This is a genomic window from Marinobacter similis (assembly GCF_000830985.1).
Lineage (GTDB): Bacteria > Pseudomonadota > Gammaproteobacteria > Pseudomonadales > Oleiphilaceae > Marinobacter > Marinobacter similis.
This window is the reverse complement of record NZ_CP007151.1, coordinates 3,575,004-3,595,228: the sequence shown is the minus strand read 5'-3', so window position 1 is coordinate 3,595,228 and position 20,225 is coordinate 3,575,004. Positions and strand designations below refer to the sequence as shown.

Below are 20,225 nucleotides of genomic sequence, written 5' to 3'. Positions count from 1 at the left end.
AGTAGGTTATGCGTATTGGTCAGGGCTTTGACGTCCACGCCTTTGGTCCAGGCGACTCGGTGATTCTTGGCGGGGTGTCCATTCCCCACAGCCAGGGCCTGAAAGCGCACTCGGATGGCGATGTGCTGCTGCACGCGCTGGCTGATGCCATGCTGGGTGCGGTCGCTCTGGGGGATATTGGGCACCTGTTTCCGGACACCAGCGACGAATGGGCCGGCGCGGACAGTCGCGATCTGTTGCGCCGGGTCATGCAGAGGGTGCGGGAAGAGGGTTATGGTGTGATCAATATCGACAGCACTATCATTGCCCAAGCGCCAAAGATGGCACCGCACATCGAGGCCATGCGTCTGAACATCGCCGAGGATCTCGGTATTCCGGCGAGTCGTGTCAGTGTGAAGGCCACCACCACCGAAAACCTGGGCTTCACTGGCCGCGGTGAGGGTATTGCTTGCCAGGCCGTGTGTCTGCTGGAGCCGGTGTCCTCGTGAATAACAACCACGAATCCACGAGTCGCTGGCGTCTGGACTGGCCGACTTCGGCCGGTGGCCGAATCGCCCGGGGTCAGTTGAAATCCTGCCCTGAAGACTTCCAGGTGGATGAGGATCTGCAGGGAGTGCCCGCAGAGGCGTCGCCCGAAGACATCGCCGGGGACGGTGAGCATCTGTATCTGCGGCTTCGCAAAACCGGCGACAACACTGAGTTCGTTGCGCGGGAACTGGCCTCGCTTGCCGGCTGTCGGTCGTTTGATGTTGGCTTTTGTGGCCTGAAGGACCGTCACGCTGTCACCAGCCAGTGGTTCAGCCTCTATCGCCCGGGCAAGGCATCAGAAGATTCCGAGTTTATTGCAAGCGTGGCCGAGCGCTGGCAGGTGCTGTCGGCATTTCGCTCCAGCCGAAAGCTGCGTCGCGGTGATCATCAGGGCAACCACTTTGTCATCGTACTGCGGGACGTGGTGGGAACACACGCCGATATTGATGAGGCCCTCGCCCGGCTGAAGGAGCAGGGGGCACCAAATTATTTTGGTCCCCAGCGCTTTGGTCATGGTGGTGGTAATCTGGACCAGGCCGCGGCCATGGATCCGTCCGCCATGGACAGCCGGTCCCGTTCTGGTGGACGCGGTCGCAAAGGCAAAAACCGCGCTGGCAGAGAGGCCTCGAAAAACGTATTGTACTTTTCGGCGGCACGTTCGTGGCTGTTCAATGAGGTGCTTGCCCACCGGGTATCTGAGGGGAGCTGGCTCACGGCAATGGACGGTGAGCCTGGTTTTTCTGAGGCTGACTCGGTACCAACAGGACCGCTGTGGGGTGATGGCGGAACTGTTGCCGAAGGGGTGCAGGGCGAGTTGGAGCGCCAGGTGGTCGAGCAGGCGCCGGATCTTGTCCGGGTATTCTCAACCACCCGCATGAAACCTGAGCGGCGTGCCCTGGCAGTTTTGCCCGGTGAGCTGGTGTGGCACTGGCAGGATGACGGCAGTCTCCGGCTTGAGTTCTCACTGGCACCCGGCCAGTACGCCACCACCCTGCTGAATGATGTATTCGAGCTTGAGGATATGAGCCTCGGCCGCCATAACAAACAACAAGGCTAGCGGAGAACACAGTGCGTATTCTGTTGTCCAACGATGACGGCGTTCACTCACCAGGATTGGTTGCCCTTTTCGAGGGTTTGAAAGGCCTCGGTGATCTGGAAGTCGTGGCTCCGGATAGGGACCATAGTGGGGCCAGTAATTCCCTGACCCTGAACCGGCCGTTAACGGTTGAACAGCATCCCAATGGTTTTCGTTCCGTGGATGGTACCCCCACCGACTGCGTGCATCTGGCAGTCAACGGATTGTTTGATCAGCCATTCGATCGGGTTGTCTCGGGAATCAATACTCACGCCAACCTCGGTGACGACATTATCTATTCCGGCACCGTTGCTGCGGCCACGGAGGGGCGCCATCTGGGTCTCCCGGCAATTGCCGTCTCCCTGGTCAACAACGGGCACTTCCACTATGAAACGGCAGCGCGGGTAGTTCGTCACTTGCTCGAGAGCGCCCGACCTTTGGCCCTTGGGCCTCGCTCGATTCTGAATGTTAACGTACCTGACCTGCCCTGGAACGAGTTGAACGGTTTCCGGGTGACCCGACTGGGGCACCGTGAGCGGGCCGAAGGTGCAGTTCCCATGACCTGCCCACGGGGCAAGGAGCGCTACTGGATTGGTGCCGCCGGCGCAGGTGGCGATGCCGGTCCCGGAACCGATTTTCAGGCCGTTCGCGAAGGCTATGTCTCCATCACTCCCGTTCACATCGACATGACCCGTCATGATGCCATGGCTTCGCTGCGAGAGTGGGTCGAAGGTCTGGGGGATTCCGGGGAGGCCGAAGTATGACCGCACAGCTTCAGGGCATCGGTATGACGTCCCGCCGCACCCGAATGCGCCTCGTGCAGCGCCTTCGCGAGGCCGGGATTGAGTCGGATCGAGTGCTGGATGTCCTCGGCGAAGTTCCCCGCCATATTTTCCTGGATGAGGCGCTTTCTCACCGCGCCTATGAGGATACCTCCCTGCCCATCGGCTATGGTCAGACCCTCTCTCAACCCTACATTGTGGCCCGTATGACTGAGCTGATGCTGGCGCACGAGCCTGAGCGGGTACTTGAGCTGGGCACCGGTTCCGGCTACCAGACCGCTGTGCTCGCTCGGCTGTTTGATGAAATCTACAGTGTTGAGCGAATCAAGCCTTTGCAGGATCGGGCCCGCGACCGGTTGCGCCAGCTTCATGCCCGTAACGTGCTCCTGAAGCACGCGGACGGCGGCATGGGGTGGCCAGATCGTGGTCCGTTCGATGGCATCATTGTCACTGCGGCCCCGGTCGAGATACCCCGGGAGCTGTTAATGCAGTTGCGGGACGGCGGCGTGTTGATCGCCCCCGTGGGCGAGGAAAACCAGATTCTGGTGGAAGTGACCCGTCGGGGCGACCGGTTTGACCACAAGGAACTGGAGCCTGTGCATTTTGTACCGCTGCTCGGCGGGGTGGTCCGGTGACCAACACCGATCAAGCCAGTTCCGAAGGAGAGCGCCGACACCATCCGGCCGCGGTATTTGTCCGGGGTATGGCCATGGGTGCTGCGGACATAGTGCCCGGTGTATCCGGCGGCACCATTGCCTTTATTACGGGTATTTATTTTCGCCTGCTTGAGGCCATCAACGCGGTGCCCGGTGCGGTCGTGCGCGATTTGTTTCGGGCCCGGCTACAGGCATTCTGGCACGCCTGTGATGGCACCTTCCTGGTGTGTCTGCTGGCCGGGGTGATGACCAGTATCCTCACGCTGGCATCCCTGATCAGTTACGTTCTGGTCACGTACCCCATTTTGATCTGGAGTTTCTTTTTCGGGCTGATTGTTGCCTCGGTCTGGCACGTGGGTCGTCAGGTCCGGCAATACAAGGCTTTCCTGTGCGTGCCCCTGGTTGCTGGCATCGTGCTGGCGTGGTGGATAACCACCTTATCCGCGGTGCAGCCGGCGCCGTCGTCCCTGACTTTCTTTCTGGCCGGTGCTCTGGCCATCTGCGCAATGATTTTGCCGGGCATTTCCGGCAGTTTCATCCTGGTCATTATTGGTATGTACGCACCGGTGCTGGATGCCATTCAGTCCGCCGATATCACACTGCTGGCGTTGTTTCTGGTCGGGTGTGTTTTGGGCCTGCTGTCCATTGCACGGGTGATTACCTGGGCGTTTCATCATTTTCACGATGTGGTGCTGGCCGTGCTTACAGGCTTCATGATTGGGGCGTTGAACAAAGTGTGGCCCTGGAAACAGACCCTTAGCTGGCGGTCCAACAGTGCCGGTGAACAGGTGCCGCTGAACGAAGCGAGTGTCAGTCCGTTCACCTTCGCGGATATAACCGGACAGGATCCGCAGGTGGCTTTCGCGTTGCTGGTGGCCCTGGCGGGCTTTTTGTTGGTGCTGGCCGTCGAGTGGGGCGGTGGGCGCCATCAACGTAACGGTTAGTGTGCGGTTCACTGTGGAAAAATTTCCAAAGTGTTACCTAATGCACATTTTGACTGTTCCTCCCGGTAACAGATGTGGTCAGTCAGTAACTTGGATTCCAGATTGAATTGTGCAATATATTAGCAAGTTACTCATAAAACTTTAGAAAGTTGTTTGGCACGCCGTATGCGTTATACGGATTATTTATAACTGGGTCGTTTTTATTCTTGTGAGATTTTTTCGTGGGTTAATCAATGCCGCCTGGCCGGCTTCCCCGCGGTTCCCTTCCGGTGCCCAGGCCTCCCGTTGTGCGCCAAAACGTCTCAGCAAGCGATCAGTGTCGGCGGCCATCCTCCTGTTTGTGGCGCTCCTCTCCGGCTGTAATACCTCCGCACTCTACCGTGACGACATCTATAATCCTCCGGTGTACTGGGGTCGTCATGTGGTGCAACCGGGTGAGACGCTTTATGGCATTGCCTGGCGCTATGGCCGTGACTATCGCGAACTTGGTGATGCCAACGGATTGGCACCGCCCTGGAACCTGAAAGCAGGGCAGGTGCTGCGGCTCGACGTACGCGGAACGGTAACATCCAGCAGTCAGACTGAGGTTGCGGCCAGTAAACCAAAGGCCTCATCGCGCAAACCCCGAGCCTCAACATCAACTCGTCCAGCAACAAAGCCGAGGGTAACCCGGACACCCAAGAAAGGGGCTCCATTGAAGTCACAGAGCCAGACTGTGGCCCGGGTAGACTGGCGTTGGCCTCACGTTGGCACTGTAATTGCTGGATATTCAGCATCCGGAAAAGTCAACAAAGGTATTGATATTGCCGGAAAAGCCGGAGATGCTGTAAGGGCAGCAGCGCATGGAAATGTTGTCTACGCCGGCAACGGGTTGCTTGGTTACGGTAACCTGATTATCGTGAATCATAATGAGAACTATCTGAGCGCTTACGCACACAATCGCAAGATTCTGGTGCAGGAAGGGGAGGACGTTAAAGCCGGTCAAGTGATCGCAGAGCTTGGTAGCAGTGGCACCGAACGACCCATGTTGCATTTTGAAATCCGCAAGAATGGCAATCCGGTTGATCCTTCCCACTATCTGCCAAGACGTTAATGAGCAGACGGCCCGGATGCTGTCGCTCCTGATCCACCGGCACTGACAGACAGACCACTAGAAAACAATAAAAACGGTCACCGTTGTGACCGGCCAACCAGCAGATGTCCTGAAGAAGAAAAGAAGCAGTACCAAGAACGTTCGCAATAACAAGAAAGACCGAACGAACATCCAGGATGATTGAGAGGCGGGGCAAGAAAAATGTCAGCAGACCAGGAAGATATGATTGTTGATCGTGTGGTGGACGAGGATGAGTCCGAAGATCAATTGCTTGCAGAAGAGAAGGTGGAGAAAACGACGGCCGGTAGTGACCGAGCCGATAGCGGAGAAATTCCTACCCAGGGGCGTTATTTCACCAGCCAGAAACAGCTGGACGCCACTCAGCTTTATCTCAATGAAATTGGCTTTTCCCCCCTACTGACACCGGAAGAAGAAGTGTATTTCGCCCGGCTGGCACGCAAGGGCGAGGAATCCGGCCGCAAGCGCATGATTGAAAGCAATCTGCGCCTGGTGGTCAAGATTGCACGGCGCTACGTTAACCGTGGCCTGACCCTGCTGGATCTGATTGAAGAGGGCAACCTCGGGCTGATCCGGGCCGTGGAGAAGTTCGATCCGGAGCGCGGGTTCCGCTTCTCTACCTACGCCACCTGGTGGATCCGACAGACCATTGAGCGGGCCATCATGAACCAGACCCGCACCATTCGCCTGCCGATTCACGTGGTCAAAGAGCTGAACCTGTACCTGCGCGCCGCGCGAGAGCTGACCCAGAAGCTGGATCATGAGCCGTCGGCCGAGGAAATCGCGCGCTTGGTGGATAAGCCGGTCGCCGACGTCAAACGCATGCTCGGACTCAATGAGCGCGTGGCGTCCATGGATACACCGATTGGTACCGGCGGGGAAAAATCTCTGCTCGACACGGTTGCCGACGAAGGTGCCTCGGACCCGGCCGATCTGCTGCAGGACAACAACATGTGTTCCTGCCTCGAGAAGTGGATCGATCTGCTCAGTGATAAGCAGCAGGAAGTCCTGTCGCGTCGGTTTGGCCTGCGGGGCTACCCGGTGAGCACGCTGGAAGAAGTTGGGCAGGAAATCGGACTGACCCGGGAGCGGGTCCGGCAGATCCAGGTAGAGGCGCTACGTCGCCTGCGTGAAATTCTGGAAAAGGAAGGCCTGTCCGGAAACCTGCTGTTCAAGTAACCTCTCTCTGATCGTTCTGCTCTAAACCGGCTCGGGTAACCCTGCCGGTTTTTACGTTTCAGTATCGCCGCAAATGAGAACCAGGTTCCGCAAGACCGCCTCTGTCGTTGCTAGAATGCGCGGACCGGGCGGGGATAAGGGTGTCGAAACCCGGTGGACGAATGAAACGAATCAATAATAACGATCAAAAGGAAAGGACTATGAAGAAGGCTCTCTCAACCGGTTTTGTGTCTCTGGTCATGGCCGCTGCACTGTCGGCGCCGGCCTCAGCACTGACCGTGGAAGGTGTGGATGTACCGGACACCTACTCGGCGATGGATACTGAGCTGAAGCTCAACGGCGCGGGTACGCGTTCGAAGTGGTTTATGGATCTTTATGTGGGCGGTCTGTACGTGCCTGAAACCATTAATGATGGTCAGGCCATCATCAATGCCGACGAGCCCCAGGCCATCACCCTGCACATCATTTCCGGCATGATCACCAGTGAGCGGATGACAGAAGCCACCCTCGAAGGCTTCAAAGCCTCCACCGAAGGCGACATGGCGGCGATTCAGAACGACGTCGATCAGTTCATGGGCGTGTTCCAGGAAGAGATCAAGGAAGGTGACGTCTTTGATCTGGTGTACTTGCCTGGTCAGGGTGTGAAGGTGCTTAAGAACGGAAAGCACAAGGATACTCTGGGTGATCTGGCGTTCAAGAAAGCCCTGTTTGGCATCTGGCTGTCTGACAAGCCTGCTCAGCAGGACCTGAAAGAGAAAATGTTGGGCCAGCGGTAATCATTGCGGCAAGTAGTAAAAAGCCGGCACTGAGTGCCGGCTTTTTTCGTTCTGGTGCGGGGAGAATTGGCCCTGATCTGGTCCGCTACAGGTACTCGCGCTTGTCCTTGAACTCGCACAGATCCTCAATGCTGCAGGCCCCGCACTTGGGCTTTCGGGCAGTGCAGGTATAGCGCCCATGCAGGATCAGCCAGTGGTGGGCGTCCAGCAGGAATTCCTTTGGTACCAGCCGCATCAGGCGTTGCTCCACCTCCAGCACATTTTTGCCGGGGGCGATGCCAGTCCGGTTCGAAACCCGGAAGATGTGGGTGTCCACGGCCATGGCCATGTGCCCGAATGCGGTATTGAGCACCACGTTCGCGGTCTTGCGGCCGACACCGGGCAAGGCCTCGAGGTCTTCACGACGCTCAGGTACCTGGCTGCCGTGCTTCTCGATCAGAATGCGGCAGGTCTTGATGACGTTTTCGGCCTTGCTGTTAAACAGGCCGATGGTCTTGATGTATTCCTTCAGCCCATCCACGCCCAAAGCCAAGATGGCCTCAGGGGTATTGGCAACCGGGTACAGTCTGTCGGTGGCCTTGTTCACCCCAACGTCGGTAGCCTGGGCCGACAGGATCACGGCAATCAGCAACTCGAAAGGGTTGCTGTAGTTTAGCTCCGTGGTGGGATTGGGATTTGCATCCCGCAAACGGGTAAAGATTTCGGTTCGTTTCTGTTTATTCATAGGAGCTGAGTTTCACCTTACCTGCAAATCAGGAGACGTTGCCGGTTACCCGAACCCGCTTGCTGCCGCTGGCGGACGGAGTGGGTTCGGCGAGCTTACGGCGGGCTTCCAGATGGTTGTCTATGCCGTTCTTGAGTGCGATCAGCAGGCCAAGACCAACAAAGGCACCGGGTGGCAGCACCATGAACAGGACATCCGGATAGCTCTCAAATGGGCGAATAACCCAGTCCGCGGCTGCCGGACCCAGCAGCAGGTTCATGTCTACGAACAGAGTGCCCTGGCCAATCAGCTCGCGCATGCCGCCAAGCAGCACCAGCACAACCAGGAAACCCAGTCCCATCATCACGCCATCCAGCAGCGCCGGTCCCGGACTGGTTTTCGAGGCAAAGGCATCGGCCCGGCCCAGAATCGCGCAATTGGTGACGATCAGCGGAATGAAGATACCGAGAATCTGGTACAGCTCGTAGGTGAAGGCCTGCATCAGCAGTTCCGCGCAGGTCACGAAGGAGGCGATGATCATCACGAAGGCTGGCAGCCGTACTGACTCGCCGACGAAGTTTCGGATCAGTGACACAGCAAGGTTCGAGCCCATCAGCACCATCAGCGTTGCCAGGCCCAGGCCAATGGCGTTGACGACTGTGCTAGTGACTGCCAGCAGGGGGCACAGGCCCAGCACCTGAACCAGAGCTGGGTTATTGGTCCAGAGACCGTCACGGATGATCTCGCGGGAGGTTTTGCTGGCCATGTCAGGAATGCTCCGCTGTGGTGGCTTGTCCGGCGATGGCTTCCGGTGTCAGGGCTTTGTCTCTGGGGGAGGGTGACTGGTTGGCCTGCGACCGGATCACCTCCTGATTCAGGCGGAAATAAACCAGGGCCTCTTTCACCGCATTAACCACGGCTCGTGGCGTGATGGTGGCGCCGGTGAACTGGTCAAACATGCCGCCGTTCTTCTTGACGGTCCAGTCCCGAAGCGGCGGCTCGCCCAGGGCGCGGCCATCAAAGCTGGTAATCCAGTCTGATTTTTTCAACTCAATCCGGTCGCCCAGGCCCGGGGTTTCCTTGTGGCTGGTAACGCGGACACCCAGTACAGTTCCCTGCAGGTCGATGCCCACCAGTAACCGGATATTCCCGGAATAGCCGTCCGGCGCCACAATGGGCAGGATCAGTCCCACCGGTTCGCCGTTTTCGCGCGCTACCCAGGCCGTCATCTCGCCGTCGGTGGCGAGGATGTCGCTGGACGGAAGAGCGATGGTATCTTTTAACAGTTCGTTGTTGTGGGCACTCTCGGGAATGATCTCGAACAGCGCCTTGGCTTCGGCTTTTGCCGCTTGCTCCTGAATCCGCTCGGAAGTAAGCGCCTGAGTCACCGCGATGGTGCCACCGGTAATCACCGCAAACAGCCCAAGACCTATGGCACTGCGGCGTACGGAACTTGCCAGTGAAGCCATGAGTTACCCCTGAGTCCTGCCGGGCACACCGCGCCTGGCCTTGTGATGGCCATAGGTGCGTGGCGGCGTGTAGTGATCGATGAACGGCACGGCAAAATTCATCAGCAGCACGCTGAAGGCCACGGCATCCGGATAGCTGCCCCAGGTGCGGATGAGGTAGATCAGAACACCAATACCAGCACCGTAGATCAGCTTACCCTGGTGGCTGGTGGCGGCCGAAACCGGATCGGTGGCGATGAAGAAGGCACCCAGCATGGTGCCACCGGCCAGTAGATGCAGCGACAGCGGGGCGTACTGGTCGGCGTTGCTGCCGAACGCCAGGCTCATAATCCCGAGCCCGGCAAGAAAGCTGACGGGGATGTGCCAGGTAATGATCCGCAGGCCAATCAGCATTAGGCCGCCGACCAGGAAGGCCGCATTTACCCATTCCCAGCCCCGGGCAACGCCGTCACCGAAACTGGGGTGGCTGGTCACCTCAGCGGCGGTGAGGCTACCGATCTTGTGTTTGTATTCATCCAGCGGGGTTGCCATGGTCCAGCCATCAACAACGGTCTGTTGGGCCGATGCAATGGCTTGCAGGGTGTCGGTGAAGCTTGGGGCGCCTTGCCAGAGCAGAGCGGGATCGGCCCAGTTGGTGGTCATGGCGACCGGAAATGAAATCAGTACCAGCGCATAGCCCACCATCGCCGGATTAAACGGATTGGAGCCCAGGCCGCCATAAAGCTGTTTGGCAATCACGATGGCCGATATAACGGCAATGCCAGACACCCACCAGGGCGCAAACTGGGGCAGCGAGAGCCCCAGCAACAGGCCGGTCACCGCAGCGGTGTTGTCTTTCAGGAAGAACGCTATGGGCTTGTTCCGGAGCTTCAGGATGGCCGCTTCACTGGCCAGAGCGACGGTAATGCACCACACCACATTGATCAGGTTGCCCCAGCCAAAGAATAGCGTCTGTGCGAGCAGGCCAGGCAATGCCGCCAGAATTACCCAGAGCATGACCTGTGAGGTCGACCGGGCGCGGCGGGCATGGGGTGAGGACTGTTGCGCAAATGCCATGAATAGTGAGCCTGAGATCGGTTAGTCGGGTGTTTGGGTTTCGGTGTTCCGGGCCAGCTGCTCGCGGGCTTCGGTCAGCGCTTTTTGCGCGCGGTCTACCCGGTCATGATTCTTGGCAACGGCCCGTTCGAGTTTGTCCACGTTGTCGGCCTGCTGGGCTTTGGCGTCTTCCAGCATGCCCTGCATGGTTTCAAGTTTTGCCTGAGCCTGGGTCAGCTGCTTTTCCAGTGCCTCAAGATCGGGTTTCTCCACCGCCGGCTCCTTTGGCGTAGTAGGGGGGGCAGCGGCAGGTTCCTTGGCGGTCGCGGCAGCCGCGGCCTTGGCTTTTTGCGAGCGAGGGCCTGCTGCACCAACGCCGCCTTGGCGGATCGCTCGTCTACGGCCTCGCCCTCGGCAGCGGCTTTCTCGGCTTCCGCCTTCTTCTTCGCCTGGGCTTCGGCTGCAGCTTGGCGCGTTCTTTGCGCCGATGTTCTTTCTCCTGCTGCTCCCGTTCCAGGCGTTCCTGGCGCGCTTCGAAACGCTCTCGGGCACGGTCGGCCTTCAGCTGTTCCGCCCGCTGCACCCGGATTTCACCTTTGGCGTAGCGGTAGTACTGGACCAGCGGAATCGAGCTGGGGCAGACGTAGGAGCAGGCACCGCACTCGATGCAGTCGAACAGATTGAGGTGTTCAGCCTTTTCAAACTCGGTGGCCTTGGAGTACCAGAACAGTTGCTGCGGCAGCAGTTCCATGGGGCAGGCCTCGGCACACATACCGCAGCGAATGCACGCCTGCTCCGGTGGTGGTGCCGGCAGCTCGCTGGCGGTGGCGGCGATGACACAATTGCTGGTTTTTACAATGGGTACGGCGGTGGTGGTCAGGGTGTAACCCATCATCGGGCCGCCCATCACCAGCCGGTTAACCTGATCCGGCTGCAGACCGGCTTGCTCCAACAGGTGCTGGACCGGCGTGCCGATAAGAGCCTCGAAATTACCGGGCTCGCGCACAGCTTCACCGGTGATGGTGGTGGTGCGTGAGATCAGCGGCTTGCCTTCAAATATCAGCTGGGAAATCGCCACCGCTGTGCCGATGTTCTGGCACATCACCCCGATATCCGCGGGAATGCCGCCGCTGGGCACTTCCATGCCAGTGAGGATCTGTATCAGCTGTTTTTCGCCACCGGAAGGGTACTTGGTCGGAATGACCGCCAGTTCTATCTGGGTGCCTTCTGTGGCGGCCCTGAGGGCGGCAATGGCCTCAGGCTTGTTGTCTTCAATGCCAATCACGCAGCGTTCAGGCCGCAGCAGCCACGCCATCACCTTGAATCCAGCCAGGACTTCCTCAGCCCGTTCGCGCATGGTCATGTCATCAGCGGTGATATAGGCTCGCACTCGGCACCGTTTAAAATGAGCGTTGCCACCTTGCGATCCCGGGGCGGGCGCAGTTTGATGTCGGTGGGGAAGCCGGCGCCGCCAAGCCCTGCGATGCCAGCGTCTCGAATCATATCCAGAACCTGATTACGTTCCAGGCTGCGGTAGTCGGCAACCGGTTGCAGCTCAACCCACTGGTTTTCGCCGTCGGGGCGCAGGGTAATGCACCAATCGGTCATGCCGGAGGGGTGTGGCACCGGCAGTTGGGCAATGCTCTCGATGAATCCGGAGGTGGGTGCATGTACCGGCACCCCCAGGCCATTGGTGACGTCGGCAATCTTCTCGCCTTTCAGCACCCGGTCGCCAACCTTGACCAATGTGGTAGCAGGCTCACCAATGTGCTGCTGCAGGGGCAGTATCAGATGCTCCGGCAGCGCGGCTGCCGGATTGGCCGGGCAGTGGACTGGTGCTTGTTCTCGGCCGGATGGATGCCGCCGCTAAAATCCCACAGTTGCGTCATCAGGCACTGGCTCCCTGGCGATCGGTGGCAATCACGCCACTGGCGGGCGGTGTCCAGGTCCAGGTGCGGATATCGGGTTCAATGGTGATCATATCAATACAGTCGACTGGGCAAGGGTCGACGCAGAGGTCGCAGCCGGTGCACTCGCTCTCGATAACCGTGTGCATATGCTTGGCGGCACCGAGGATGGCATCAACGGGGCAGGCCTGAATGCATTTGGTGCAGCCGATGCATTCGTCTTCCCGAATCACCGCCACACGCTTGGCCTGTTCGACACCGTGTTCGGCATCCAGGGGCTGGGGCTCGACATCGAGCAGGTCGGCCAGGGCCTTGATGTAGATTCGCCGCCGGGAGGACACTTGTTGATGGCATCGCCATCGGCAATGGATTCGGCGTACGGACGGCAGCCGGGAAAGCCGCACTGGCCGCATTGGGTTTGTGGCAGTAGCGAATCAATCTGCTCCACCAGGGGATTACCCTCAACCCGGAATCGCTCCGAGGCAAAGCCAAGCAGGCCGCCAAAGACCATGGCCAGAGCCAGCAGAACCAGAACCGCAATGATAATGCCCGTCCACATACAACCCGTCTCCGTTACACGCTGACCAGGCCGGTAAAGCCCAGGAACGCCAGTGACATCAAGCCTGCGGTTACCATACCAATGGCAGCACCCCGGAACGCCACCGGTACATCAGACACCGCAATGCGCTCACGCATGGCCGCGAACAGCACCAGTACCAGGGAGAAGCCGGCGGCAGCGCCGAAGCCATACAGGACGGACTCAACAAAATTGTTGTTTTTGTTGAGGTTCAGCAGTGCCACACCGAGTACCGCGCAATTCGTGGTGATCAACGGCAGGAAAATACCCAGCACCCGGTACAGTAGCGGGCTGGTCTTGCGCACCACCATTTCAGTGAACTGCACCACCACCGCGATCACCAGAATGAAGGTGATGGTTTTCAGGAACGCCAGGTCCAGCGGTGCCAGCAGGTAGGTGTAGGCGAGGTAACTGCACACCGATGACAAGGTCAGCACAAAGGTGGTCGCCAGCGACATGCCCATGGCGGTTTCCAGCTTGCCCGAAACCCCCATGAAGGGGCACAGACCGAGAAACTGCACCAGCACGAAGTTGTTGACCAAAATGGTGCTGACCAGAATCAGCAAATACTCTGTCATCAGAGCGTCTCCGCCGTTATCAGTGCGTGCTCAGCACTTACATAATCCGCATGCCGGGCGTGGCACCGGAATCAGGCGAGAGGATGAAGATGTCCTCACCACCTGGCCCTGCGGCCAGTACCATGCCTTCGGACAGGCCAAACTTCATCTTCCGTGGCTTCAGGTTGGCGACCATCGCGGTTAGCCGTCCTTCCAGATCCTCGGGTTTGTAGGCCGACTTGATGCCCGCAAACACATTGCGCTCACCTTCGCCAATGTCCAGGGTCAGGCGCAGCAGCTTGTCGGCACCTTCAACGTGTTCTGCTTTGACAATCTTAGCGACCCGAAGGTCCACTTTCGCGAAATCGCCAAATTCAATCTCGTCCGCCACGGGCTCAAGATCTGCTTTGGGCTCTGGCGCCGGTTTCCCGGTTGCAGCCGGCAGCTCTTCCTTGGACGCGTCGAGCATTTTCTCAATCTGTGCCATGTCCACCCGGTTCATCAGCGGCTTGAACTTGTTGATGCCGTGATTCTCCAGGCGCTGCTCCCGGCCATTCCAGTCGAGTTTGGCATTCAGGAAGGCTTCGGACGCCTTGGCGGTTTCCGGCAGCACCGGCGCCAGGTAGGTCATCAGCAGGTGGAACATGTTGATGGCGTTGGTGCAGATGGCCTGCAGGTTCTCGTCCTGGCCTTCCTGCTTGGCAATCACCCAGGGCTGCTCGTCGTTGACGTACTGGTTGGCGATATCCGCCAGTTCCATGATCCGACGCATGGCACGGCCAAATTCACGGGCCTCGAAGAATTCCTCGATTTCCTTGCCGGCCTCCACGAACTCGCGGATCTTGTCGTGTTCGGTGACCTGGCCCAGCTGGCCGTCGAAGCGCTTGGTGATGAAGCCGGCGCTGCGGCTGGCAATGTTGACCACCTTGCCGACCAGGTCCGAGTTCACCCGGGCCGCGAAATCTTCAAGGTTCAAGTCCATGTCATCTACGCCACCGGTGAGCTTGGCAGCGAAGTAGTAGCGCAGGTACTCAGGATTCAGATGATCCAGGTAGGTGCGGGCCATGATGAAGGTGCCGCGGGACTTGGACATCTTCTTGCCGTTCACGGTTACGAAGCCATGGGCCCAGACCGCGGTTGGCGTCCGGAAGCCAGCGTCGTGCAGCATGGAGGGCCAGAACAGCGCGTGGAAGTTGATGATGTCCTTGCCGATGAAGTGATACACCTCGGCGGTGGAATCGGCCTTCCAGAAGTGCTCGAAATCGATGTTCTCGCGGTTACACAGGTTCTTAAAACTGGCCAGGTAGCCAATAGGCGCGTCCAGCCAGACATAGAAGTACTTGCCCGGTGCGTCTGGAATCTCAAAACCGAAGTAGGGCGCATCACGCTGATGTCCCACTCCTGCAGACCGGCGTCCAGCCATTCGGCCAGTTTGTTGGCAACCTGGGGCTGAAGCGTGCCACTGCGGGTCCAGTTAGCCAGGAAATCGGCGAAGTCGGGCAGTTTGAAGAAGTAGTGCTCGGACTCTTTCTCAATCGGTGTGGCACCGGACACGGCTGAGCGCGGGTTGATCAGCTCCGCCGGGGTGTAGGTGGCACCACAAGCCTCACAGTTATCGCCGTACTGGTCCTCGGTCTTGCACTTCGGGCATGTGCCTTGATGAAGCGGTCGGCCAGGAACATGTTCTTTTCCGGGTCGAAGGACTGGGTAATCTTGCGGGTGGCAATGTGCCCGTTTTCCTGCAACTGACGGTAGATGTACTCGGAGAACTGACGGTTCTCCTCCGAGTGGGTGGTGTAGTAATTGTCGAAGCGGATATGGAACCCGGCAAAATCCTGCTGGTGCTCATCGCGGATGCGGTCAATCAGCTCCTCAGAGGTGATGCCTTCGCGCTCGGCGCGGAGCATAATAGCAGTGCCGTGGGCATCATCGGCGCAAACGTAGTAGCAATTCTGGCCCCGCATATTCTGGTAGCGCACCCAGATGTCGGTCTGAATGTATTCCAGCAGGTGGCCCAGATGAATGGGGCCATTGGCGTAGGGCAGGGCGCTGGTGACCAGAATATCGCGCTGTTGCTTTGGACTCGCTTGCGTCATGGTGTGTCCGAACCTTTCTTCAGAGTAGGGGTTGTGTGGTCAGAAACGGGCACAGATGATACCTTCCGAGCAGATATTTTTCACCCGAATCCCCTGATTCCGTGCTTAAAATGAAGCATGAGCTTATTCCGGAGAACCCGATGACACAGATTTCAGAGCAGGCCCTACAAACGGCGATTCGCGAATACCGCGATCCGTATCTTCAGAAGGACCTGTACGAACTGGATGCCGTAAAGGCCCTGAACACCGATGAGGCCGGCAAGGTCACCCTGATGGTCGAGTTGCCGTACCCGTCCAAAGGCATTGCTGGAGCGTTGAAACAGCTGGTGTCGGTAGCTCTGGAAAACGTGGATGGCGTCGAGAGCGCCGAGGTTCACGTAGGCCAGAAGATCCACTCCTACAAAGTTCAGAAAGAACTGCCATCGGTGCCGGGTGTGAAAAACATTATTGCCGTTGCCTCCGGCAAGGGCGGCGTTGGCAAATCCACCACCGCCGTCAACCTGGCCCTGGCCCTGCAGGCCGAAGGCGCCCGCGTCGGCATCCTGGATGCCGACATCTACGGCCCGAGCATTGGCATGATGCTGGGCGTGCCCGAAGGCAAGCGCCCGGACACCCGCGAAAACAAATACTTCGTGCCCATGGAAGCCCACGGCCTCCAGGCCAACTCCATGGCCTTCGTGGTCACCGACAAAACCCCCATGGTCTGGCGTGGCCCGATGGTCAGCGGCGCGGTCATGCAACTGCTGCAGCAGACCCTGTGGAACGAACTCGACTACCTGATTGTCGACATGCCGCCAGGCACCGGCGACATCCAGCTCACCCTGGCCCAGAAAGTCCCGGTCACCGGCGCGGTAATCGTCACCACGCCCCAGGACATCGCGCTGCTCGACGGCAAGAAGGGCATCGAAATGTTCCGTAAAGTCGAAATTCCGGTATTGGGTGTGGTCGAGAACATGAGCGTGCACATCTGCAGCAACTGCGGCCATGAAGAGCCTTTGTTCGGCCACGGCGGCGGCGAGCGCATCGCCGACGAGTACGACACCACTCTGTTAGGCCAACTGCCACTGCACATGACTATCCGCGAACAGACCGACGGCGGCGAGCCTTCGGTGGTGGCCGAGCCGGATTCTGAAGTAGCACGCCGCTACCGGGACATTGCCCGCCGGGTTGGTGCCGAGCTCTCCACTCGCGAGCGCAACCTGACCGGTTCGATCTCAAGCGTGTCCGTTACCGAACACTGATTCGAGACGTCCGCGGGCCAACGTTTCCAGGTCTGATCGCGGACGCAGGATGAACCGCCCAAAAATCTCGTAGGCCAAGGACGGCCGGAGAGAAGCACACATGGATGTGCTCGTCGCGGTTTTTGGGCGGTTCATCCTGTGCCCGCAGCCCCCAGCGCCGATCCCAGAGGCTTCGACACAACACCCGCTAACGGGTAAACTACGCCCCAATTTTTCCAGTGATAACGAGACGTCACCCATGAGCATCAAATCCGATAAGTGGATTCGCAGAATGTCCGAGCAGCAGGGCATGATCGAACCGTTCGAAAGCGGTCAGGTCCGTGAATCCGAAAAGGGCCGTGTTATCTCCTACGGCACCTCCAGTTACGGTTACGACGTACGCTGCAGCAACGAATTCAAAATCTTCACCAACGTTCACTCCGCCACCGTCGACCCCAAGAACTTCGACGAAAACAGCTTCGTGAACTACACCGGTGACGTCTGCATCATTCCGCCGAACTCCTTTGCCCTGGCGCGTACCGTCGAGTACTTCCGCATCCCGCGCAGCGTGCTCACCATCTGCCTTGGCAAATCCACCTACGCTCGCTGCGGCATCATCGTGAATGTCACACCGCTTGAGCCGGAGTGGGAAGGCCAGGTGACCCTGGAATTCTCCAACACCACCAACCTGCCGGCGAAAATCTACGCCAACGAAGGTGTGGCGCAGATGCTGTTCTTCGAATCCGACGAAGTCTGCGAAACCAGCTACAAAGACCGGGGCGGCAAATACCTGGGCCAGACCGGCGTGACCCTGCCCAGGACATGAACGCCAACCAGTTTCTGAAAGCCGTTTCCCAGCTGCAGGGATGGCGCGAATGCGCCTTCCTGCTGTCGCTCGCCGAGCGCTCATTCCCCAACTACGCCCTGTTTGCCGATGCCGTTGGCCTGAAAACCGGCGCCAAGATGCGGCAGATGCTGGATCAGGGCTGGGGCATGCTGCAAGAGGATGTCGCGGAATCCGCCATTCCCCAGCTCCTGGCCAAGCTTGAAGCCCTGTCTCCGGATGTTGAAGCCTACGACGCCTATGGCGTTTACCCGGCCTTCGATTTCTGCCAGCTGCTGGAGCAGGCCCTGCTGAATCGCCTGAATCCGGCCAAGCATCGCGCCACCGAGGCCTCCCAGATGGCCACCGGCACGGTGATGAGCTTCATCGAGATGTCCGAGGGCGATGAGCTCGATGAAGACGGGCTGGTGCGCCTGCTGGAAGTGCACCCGTTGATGAAAGAAGACAAAGCCTTTCAGCGTGATCTGGTGCTGGCTCTTAAGCGTCAGCGCACACCCACGCAGCAGTTTACCGAAGGCCTCCGCATCGACGCCGCCAACGAGGGCGTCAGCAATCTGGGAATTTCCCTGACCGAATAACGGCACATCAAGCCGCTCGCCAAAAGAGCGGCTAGACTGTCGCTGCCACAGAACGATAAATTTACCGGGTGTGCATAACGGATTTTACGCCATGAAGCTCTCTGCATTTGGTCGCAAGTTTACCGCCGATGCCGGCATAACCTCATTGATGGACGATCTCGGAAACGCTATGGCGTCCGGTGACGACATGATCATGATGGGGGGCGGTAACCCCGGGCACATACCGGAAATTCAGGAGCGCGTGCAGGAAATTCTGGCCAATATCAGCCAGAGCGAATCTGACGTCCGTCGTTTGGTTGGAGTCTACGATCCGCCCCAGGGCGAAAAGCAGTTTATTGCCGCGCTGGCAGAGCTGCTCAGCCGGGAGTATGGCTGGGACCTTGAGCCTGAAAACATAGCCCTGACCAACGGCAGTCAGGCGGCCTTTTTCATGTTGTTCAACATGTTCGGCGGTGACTACGGGAACGGTCAGCACAAGCACATTCTCTTGCCCCTGGCGCCGGAGTACATCGGCTACGCCGATGCCGGCATCGAGCCGGGCCTGTTTCGTGCTGTTCAGCCGGACATCTCCTTCACCGATGCCCACGAGTTCAAATACCGGGTCGATTTTGACGCCGTGGAAGTGACCGGTGAGACCGGCGCCATTTGCGTGTCCCGGCCCACCAACCCCACCGGCAATGTGATCACCGACGAGGAGCTGGCGCGGCTGGAAGTCCTCGCTCGCGAGCACGACGTTCCACTGATCGTTGACGGCGCCTACGGTACGCCATTCCCAAGCCTGCTGTTTGTGGACGCCGAGCCAACCTGGAATGAGCAGATCATTCTCTGCCTAAGCCTGTCCAAGCTGGGGATGCCCGCGGCGCGAACCGGCATCGTGATTGCCGCGAAGCCGGTCATCAAAGCGCTGTCAGGAGTGAATGCGATCATGAACCTGGCTACTGGCAGTTTTGGCGCCATGCTGGCGGAACCGCTGGTTCGCTCCGGAGACTTGCTGTCACTGAGCCGGGATGTGGTATGTCCGTTCTACAAGGCTAAGATGGAAAAGGCGGTGGCGGCGTTCCGTGAGGCCATGGGCGAGGACAGTTGCCGCTGGTACATCCATAAGCCCGAGGGCGCCATGTTCCTGTGGTTGTGGTTTCCGGACCTGCCCATCACCAGCCTCGAGCTGTACGAGCGGTTGAAGACGCGCGGTGTCCTGGTGGTGTCCGGGCACTATTTCTTCCCGGGCCTGCCCGAGGATGACTGGCGGCATCGGAACGAGTGCCTCCGGGTTACCTACTCTCAGGACGACGCTCGGGTGGCAGAAGGGCTCCGGATTATTGCCGACGAGGTCAAAGCAGTCTGGGCAGAAGCCGGGAAGCGGGTTTAACCGCCGAGGTCTGACCGGTTCAGCCTGAGCTCGTAGCGGCTGCCATCGGGTTCGGTCTGGAGCAGTCGCACCAGCAGGAAGTCTTCGTCCGGCGCGAACCACATCAGGGTTTCGCGCTTGGAACCTTCATCCCGTACTTTCTCGGCTTTCAGCGTGATGATGGAGCCCCGATTGGTTTTCATGGGCTCCTGATCGAGTACGGCGAATCGGTCCTCATCGTAATCGTCGCCATCAATCACCTGATAGGTGATATCGCGCTTGCCGGATTTGATATCCTGGCTCAGCTGCAACTGGAACCCCAGCGGGTCCAGCGCGCCTTCACGAAGCTCCAGTTTGAACGGCTCGCCCTCATCCTTGCCGGTGGCGACTCCGGCATCCCAATCGAAATCAATGCTCTGTTCGCGATCCTTGATCAGGAAGCCCGAGAGCCGGTAACGGTATCGCAGCGGGATAACCTGGTTGTTTTCCCATTTCAGGATCAGGGACTCATCAATATTGGCGATGAACGAATCCACATCGGTCCGGTACAGCCAGACGTTCCCGTCTTTTTTGGTCAGTGTCCGCTTGGCGGTGCCGTTCAGGGTGATGCCCTTGTCCATGGCCGCGGTGTAGGTGACCTCATAGGGAGCAAGTTCGACGCCAGGTTGCCGGGCGTCCTTAGACGGCTGGGTTTCTTTAGAAGGCTCGCTGGCCAGGGTGGGAGCCGAGAACAGCGCAAGGGTCAGCAGTATGGCGGTTCGGCCGGTGAAGGATTTTGTGGTCGTTCGATTCAAATGCATATCGTAACCCTGGAAAAGCTGTCTTTTATGGCGACAGTTT

At 58.8% G+C, this 20,225-nt stretch carries 18 protein-coding genes and 3 pseudogenes; 12 read left to right on the top strand and 9 right to left on the bottom strand.

Going from position 1 to position 20,225, the window contains the following annotated elements; translation table 11 throughout:
• Positions 1 to 8 precede the first annotated feature (8 nt).
• The 8 genes from ispF (at position 9) to AU14_RS16550 (ending at position 7,051) form a co-directional block, all read left to right on the top strand.
• The gene (ispF, locus tag AU14_RS16585; protein WP_041342674.1) at positions 9 to 488 is read left to right on the top strand and encodes a 2-C-methyl-D-erythritol 2,4-cyclodiphosphate synthase; all 480 of its coding nucleotides are present in this window, start codon (positions 9 to 11) and stop codon (positions 486 to 488) included.
• Positions 485 to 1,585 (top strand): tRNA pseudouridine(13) synthase TruD, encoded by a 1,101-nt coding sequence (truD, locus tag AU14_RS16580; RefSeq protein ID WP_041342671.1) that lies wholly within the window; start codon positions 485 to 487, stop codon positions 1,583 to 1,585. Before ispF ends, truD begins: the two co-directional genes overlap by 4 nt.
• Positions 1,586 to 1,596: 11 nt before the next feature.
• Positions 1,597 to 2,367, top strand: a complete 771-nt coding sequence (surE, locus tag AU14_RS16575; RefSeq protein ID WP_041342668.1) for a 5'/3'-nucleotidase SurE — start codon at positions 1,597 to 1,599, stop codon at positions 2,365 to 2,367.
• Positions 2,364 to 3,020, top strand: coding sequence for a protein-L-isoaspartate(D-aspartate) O-methyltransferase (locus AU14_RS16570; protein WP_041342666.1), 657 nt, complete (start codon positions 2,364 to 2,366; stop codon positions 3,018 to 3,020). The genes surE and AU14_RS16570 overlap by 4 nt, the downstream gene beginning before the upstream one ends.
• A gap of 68 nt (positions 3,021 to 3,088) precedes the next feature.
• The gene (locus tag AU14_RS16565) at positions 3,089 to 3,985 is read left to right on the top strand and encodes a DUF368 domain-containing protein (RefSeq protein WP_330217994.1); all 897 of its coding nucleotides are present in this window, start codon (positions 3,089 to 3,091) and stop codon (positions 3,983 to 3,985) included.
• A gap of 316 nt (positions 3,986 to 4,301) precedes the next feature.
• Positions 4,302 to 5,078, top strand: a complete 777-nt coding sequence (locus AU14_RS16560) for a peptidoglycan DD-metalloendopeptidase family protein (RefSeq protein WP_041342660.1) — start codon at positions 4,302 to 4,304, stop codon at positions 5,076 to 5,078.
• 201 nt (positions 5,079 to 5,279) lie between these two features.
• Positions 5,280 to 6,275, top strand: a complete 996-nt coding sequence (gene rpoS, locus AU14_RS16555) for an RNA polymerase sigma factor RpoS (protein WP_041342657.1) — start codon at positions 5,280 to 5,282, stop codon at positions 6,273 to 6,275.
• Positions 6,276 to 6,475: 200 nt separating this feature from the next.
• Complete coding sequence (locus tag AU14_RS16550; RefSeq protein ID WP_041342654.1) at positions 6,476 to 7,051, top strand: chalcone isomerase family protein; 576 nt, start codon at positions 6,476 to 6,478, stop codon at positions 7,049 to 7,051.
• An 85-nt stretch (positions 7,052 to 7,136) separates the two neighbouring features.
• Here the strand turns inward: AU14_RS16550 and nth are convergent, their stop codons facing one another.
• The 8 genes and pseudogenes from nth to metG all read right to left on the bottom strand — a co-directional run bounded on the left by nth (position 7,137) and on the right by metG (position 15,395).
• Positions 7,137 to 7,775, bottom strand: coding sequence for an endonuclease III (nth, locus tag AU14_RS16545; protein WP_041342639.1), 639 nt, complete (start codon positions 7,773 to 7,775; stop codon positions 7,137 to 7,139).
• Positions 7,776 to 7,803: 28 nt separating this feature from the next.
• Positions 7,804 to 8,520, bottom strand: coding sequence for an electron transport complex subunit E (locus AU14_RS16540; RefSeq protein ID WP_041342636.1), 717 nt, complete (start codon positions 8,518 to 8,520; stop codon positions 7,804 to 7,806).
• 1 nt (position 8,521) lies between these two features.
• Positions 8,522 to 9,223 (bottom strand): electron transport complex subunit RsxG, encoded by a 702-nt coding sequence (rsxG, locus tag AU14_RS16535; protein WP_041342633.1) that lies wholly within the window; start codon positions 9,221 to 9,223, stop codon positions 8,522 to 8,524.
• Positions 9,224 to 9,226: 3 nt separating this feature from the next.
• Positions 9,227 to 10,279, bottom strand: coding sequence for an electron transport complex subunit RsxD (gene rsxD, locus AU14_RS16530; RefSeq protein WP_041342630.1), 1,053 nt, complete (start codon positions 10,277 to 10,279; stop codon positions 9,227 to 9,229).
• Positions 10,280 to 10,300: 21 nt separating this feature from the next.
• Positions 10,301 to 12,147, bottom strand: a pseudogene (rsxC, locus tag AU14_RS16525) (electron transport complex subunit RsxC).
• A pseudogene (gene rsxB / locus AU14_RS16520) lies at positions 12,147 to 12,724 on the bottom strand (electron transport complex subunit RsxB). Before rsxB ends, rsxC begins: the two co-directional pseudogenes overlap by 1 nt.
• Positions 12,725 to 12,738: 14 nt before the next feature.
• Positions 12,739 to 13,320, bottom strand: coding sequence for an electron transport complex subunit RsxA (gene rsxA, locus AU14_RS16515; RefSeq protein ID WP_041342626.1), 582 nt, complete (start codon positions 13,318 to 13,320; stop codon positions 12,739 to 12,741).
• A 37-nt stretch (positions 13,321 to 13,357) separates the two neighbouring features.
• Positions 13,358 to 15,395, bottom strand: a pseudogene (metG, locus tag AU14_RS16510) (methionine--tRNA ligase).
• A gap of 140 nt (positions 15,396 to 15,535) precedes the next feature.
• Here metG and apbC point away from each other — a divergent pair.
• From apbC to AU14_RS16490, 4 genes are all read left to right on the top strand, one after another.
• Complete coding sequence (apbC, locus tag AU14_RS16505) at positions 15,536 to 16,636, top strand: iron-sulfur cluster carrier protein ApbC (RefSeq protein WP_041342623.1); 1,101 nt, start codon at positions 15,536 to 15,538, stop codon at positions 16,634 to 16,636.
• A 238-nt stretch (positions 16,637 to 16,874) separates the two neighbouring features.
• Positions 16,875 to 17,441, top strand: a complete 567-nt coding sequence (gene dcd / locus AU14_RS16500; protein ID WP_041342620.1) for a dCTP deaminase — start codon at positions 16,875 to 16,877, stop codon at positions 17,439 to 17,441.
• The gene (locus AU14_RS16495) at positions 17,438 to 18,037 is read left to right on the top strand and encodes a YjaG family protein (protein ID WP_041342616.1); all 600 of its coding nucleotides are present in this window, start codon (positions 17,438 to 17,440) and stop codon (positions 18,035 to 18,037) included. The genes dcd and AU14_RS16495 overlap by 4 nt, the downstream gene beginning before the upstream one ends.
• Positions 18,038 to 18,128: 91 nt before the next feature.
• The gene (locus tag AU14_RS16490) at positions 18,129 to 19,406 is read left to right on the top strand and encodes a valine--pyruvate transaminase (RefSeq protein ID WP_041342613.1); all 1,278 of its coding nucleotides are present in this window, start codon (positions 18,129 to 18,131) and stop codon (positions 19,404 to 19,406) included.
• On the opposite strand, the gene AU14_RS16485 is transcribed toward AU14_RS16490, so the two are convergent.
• A complete protein-coding gene (locus AU14_RS16485) occupies positions 19,403 to 20,185 on the bottom strand; it encodes a DUF3108 domain-containing protein (RefSeq protein ID WP_041342610.1) in 783 nt (260 codons plus the stop codon). The genes AU14_RS16490 and AU14_RS16485 overlap by 4 nt on opposite strands.
• Positions 20,186 to 20,225 lie beyond the last annotated feature (40 nt).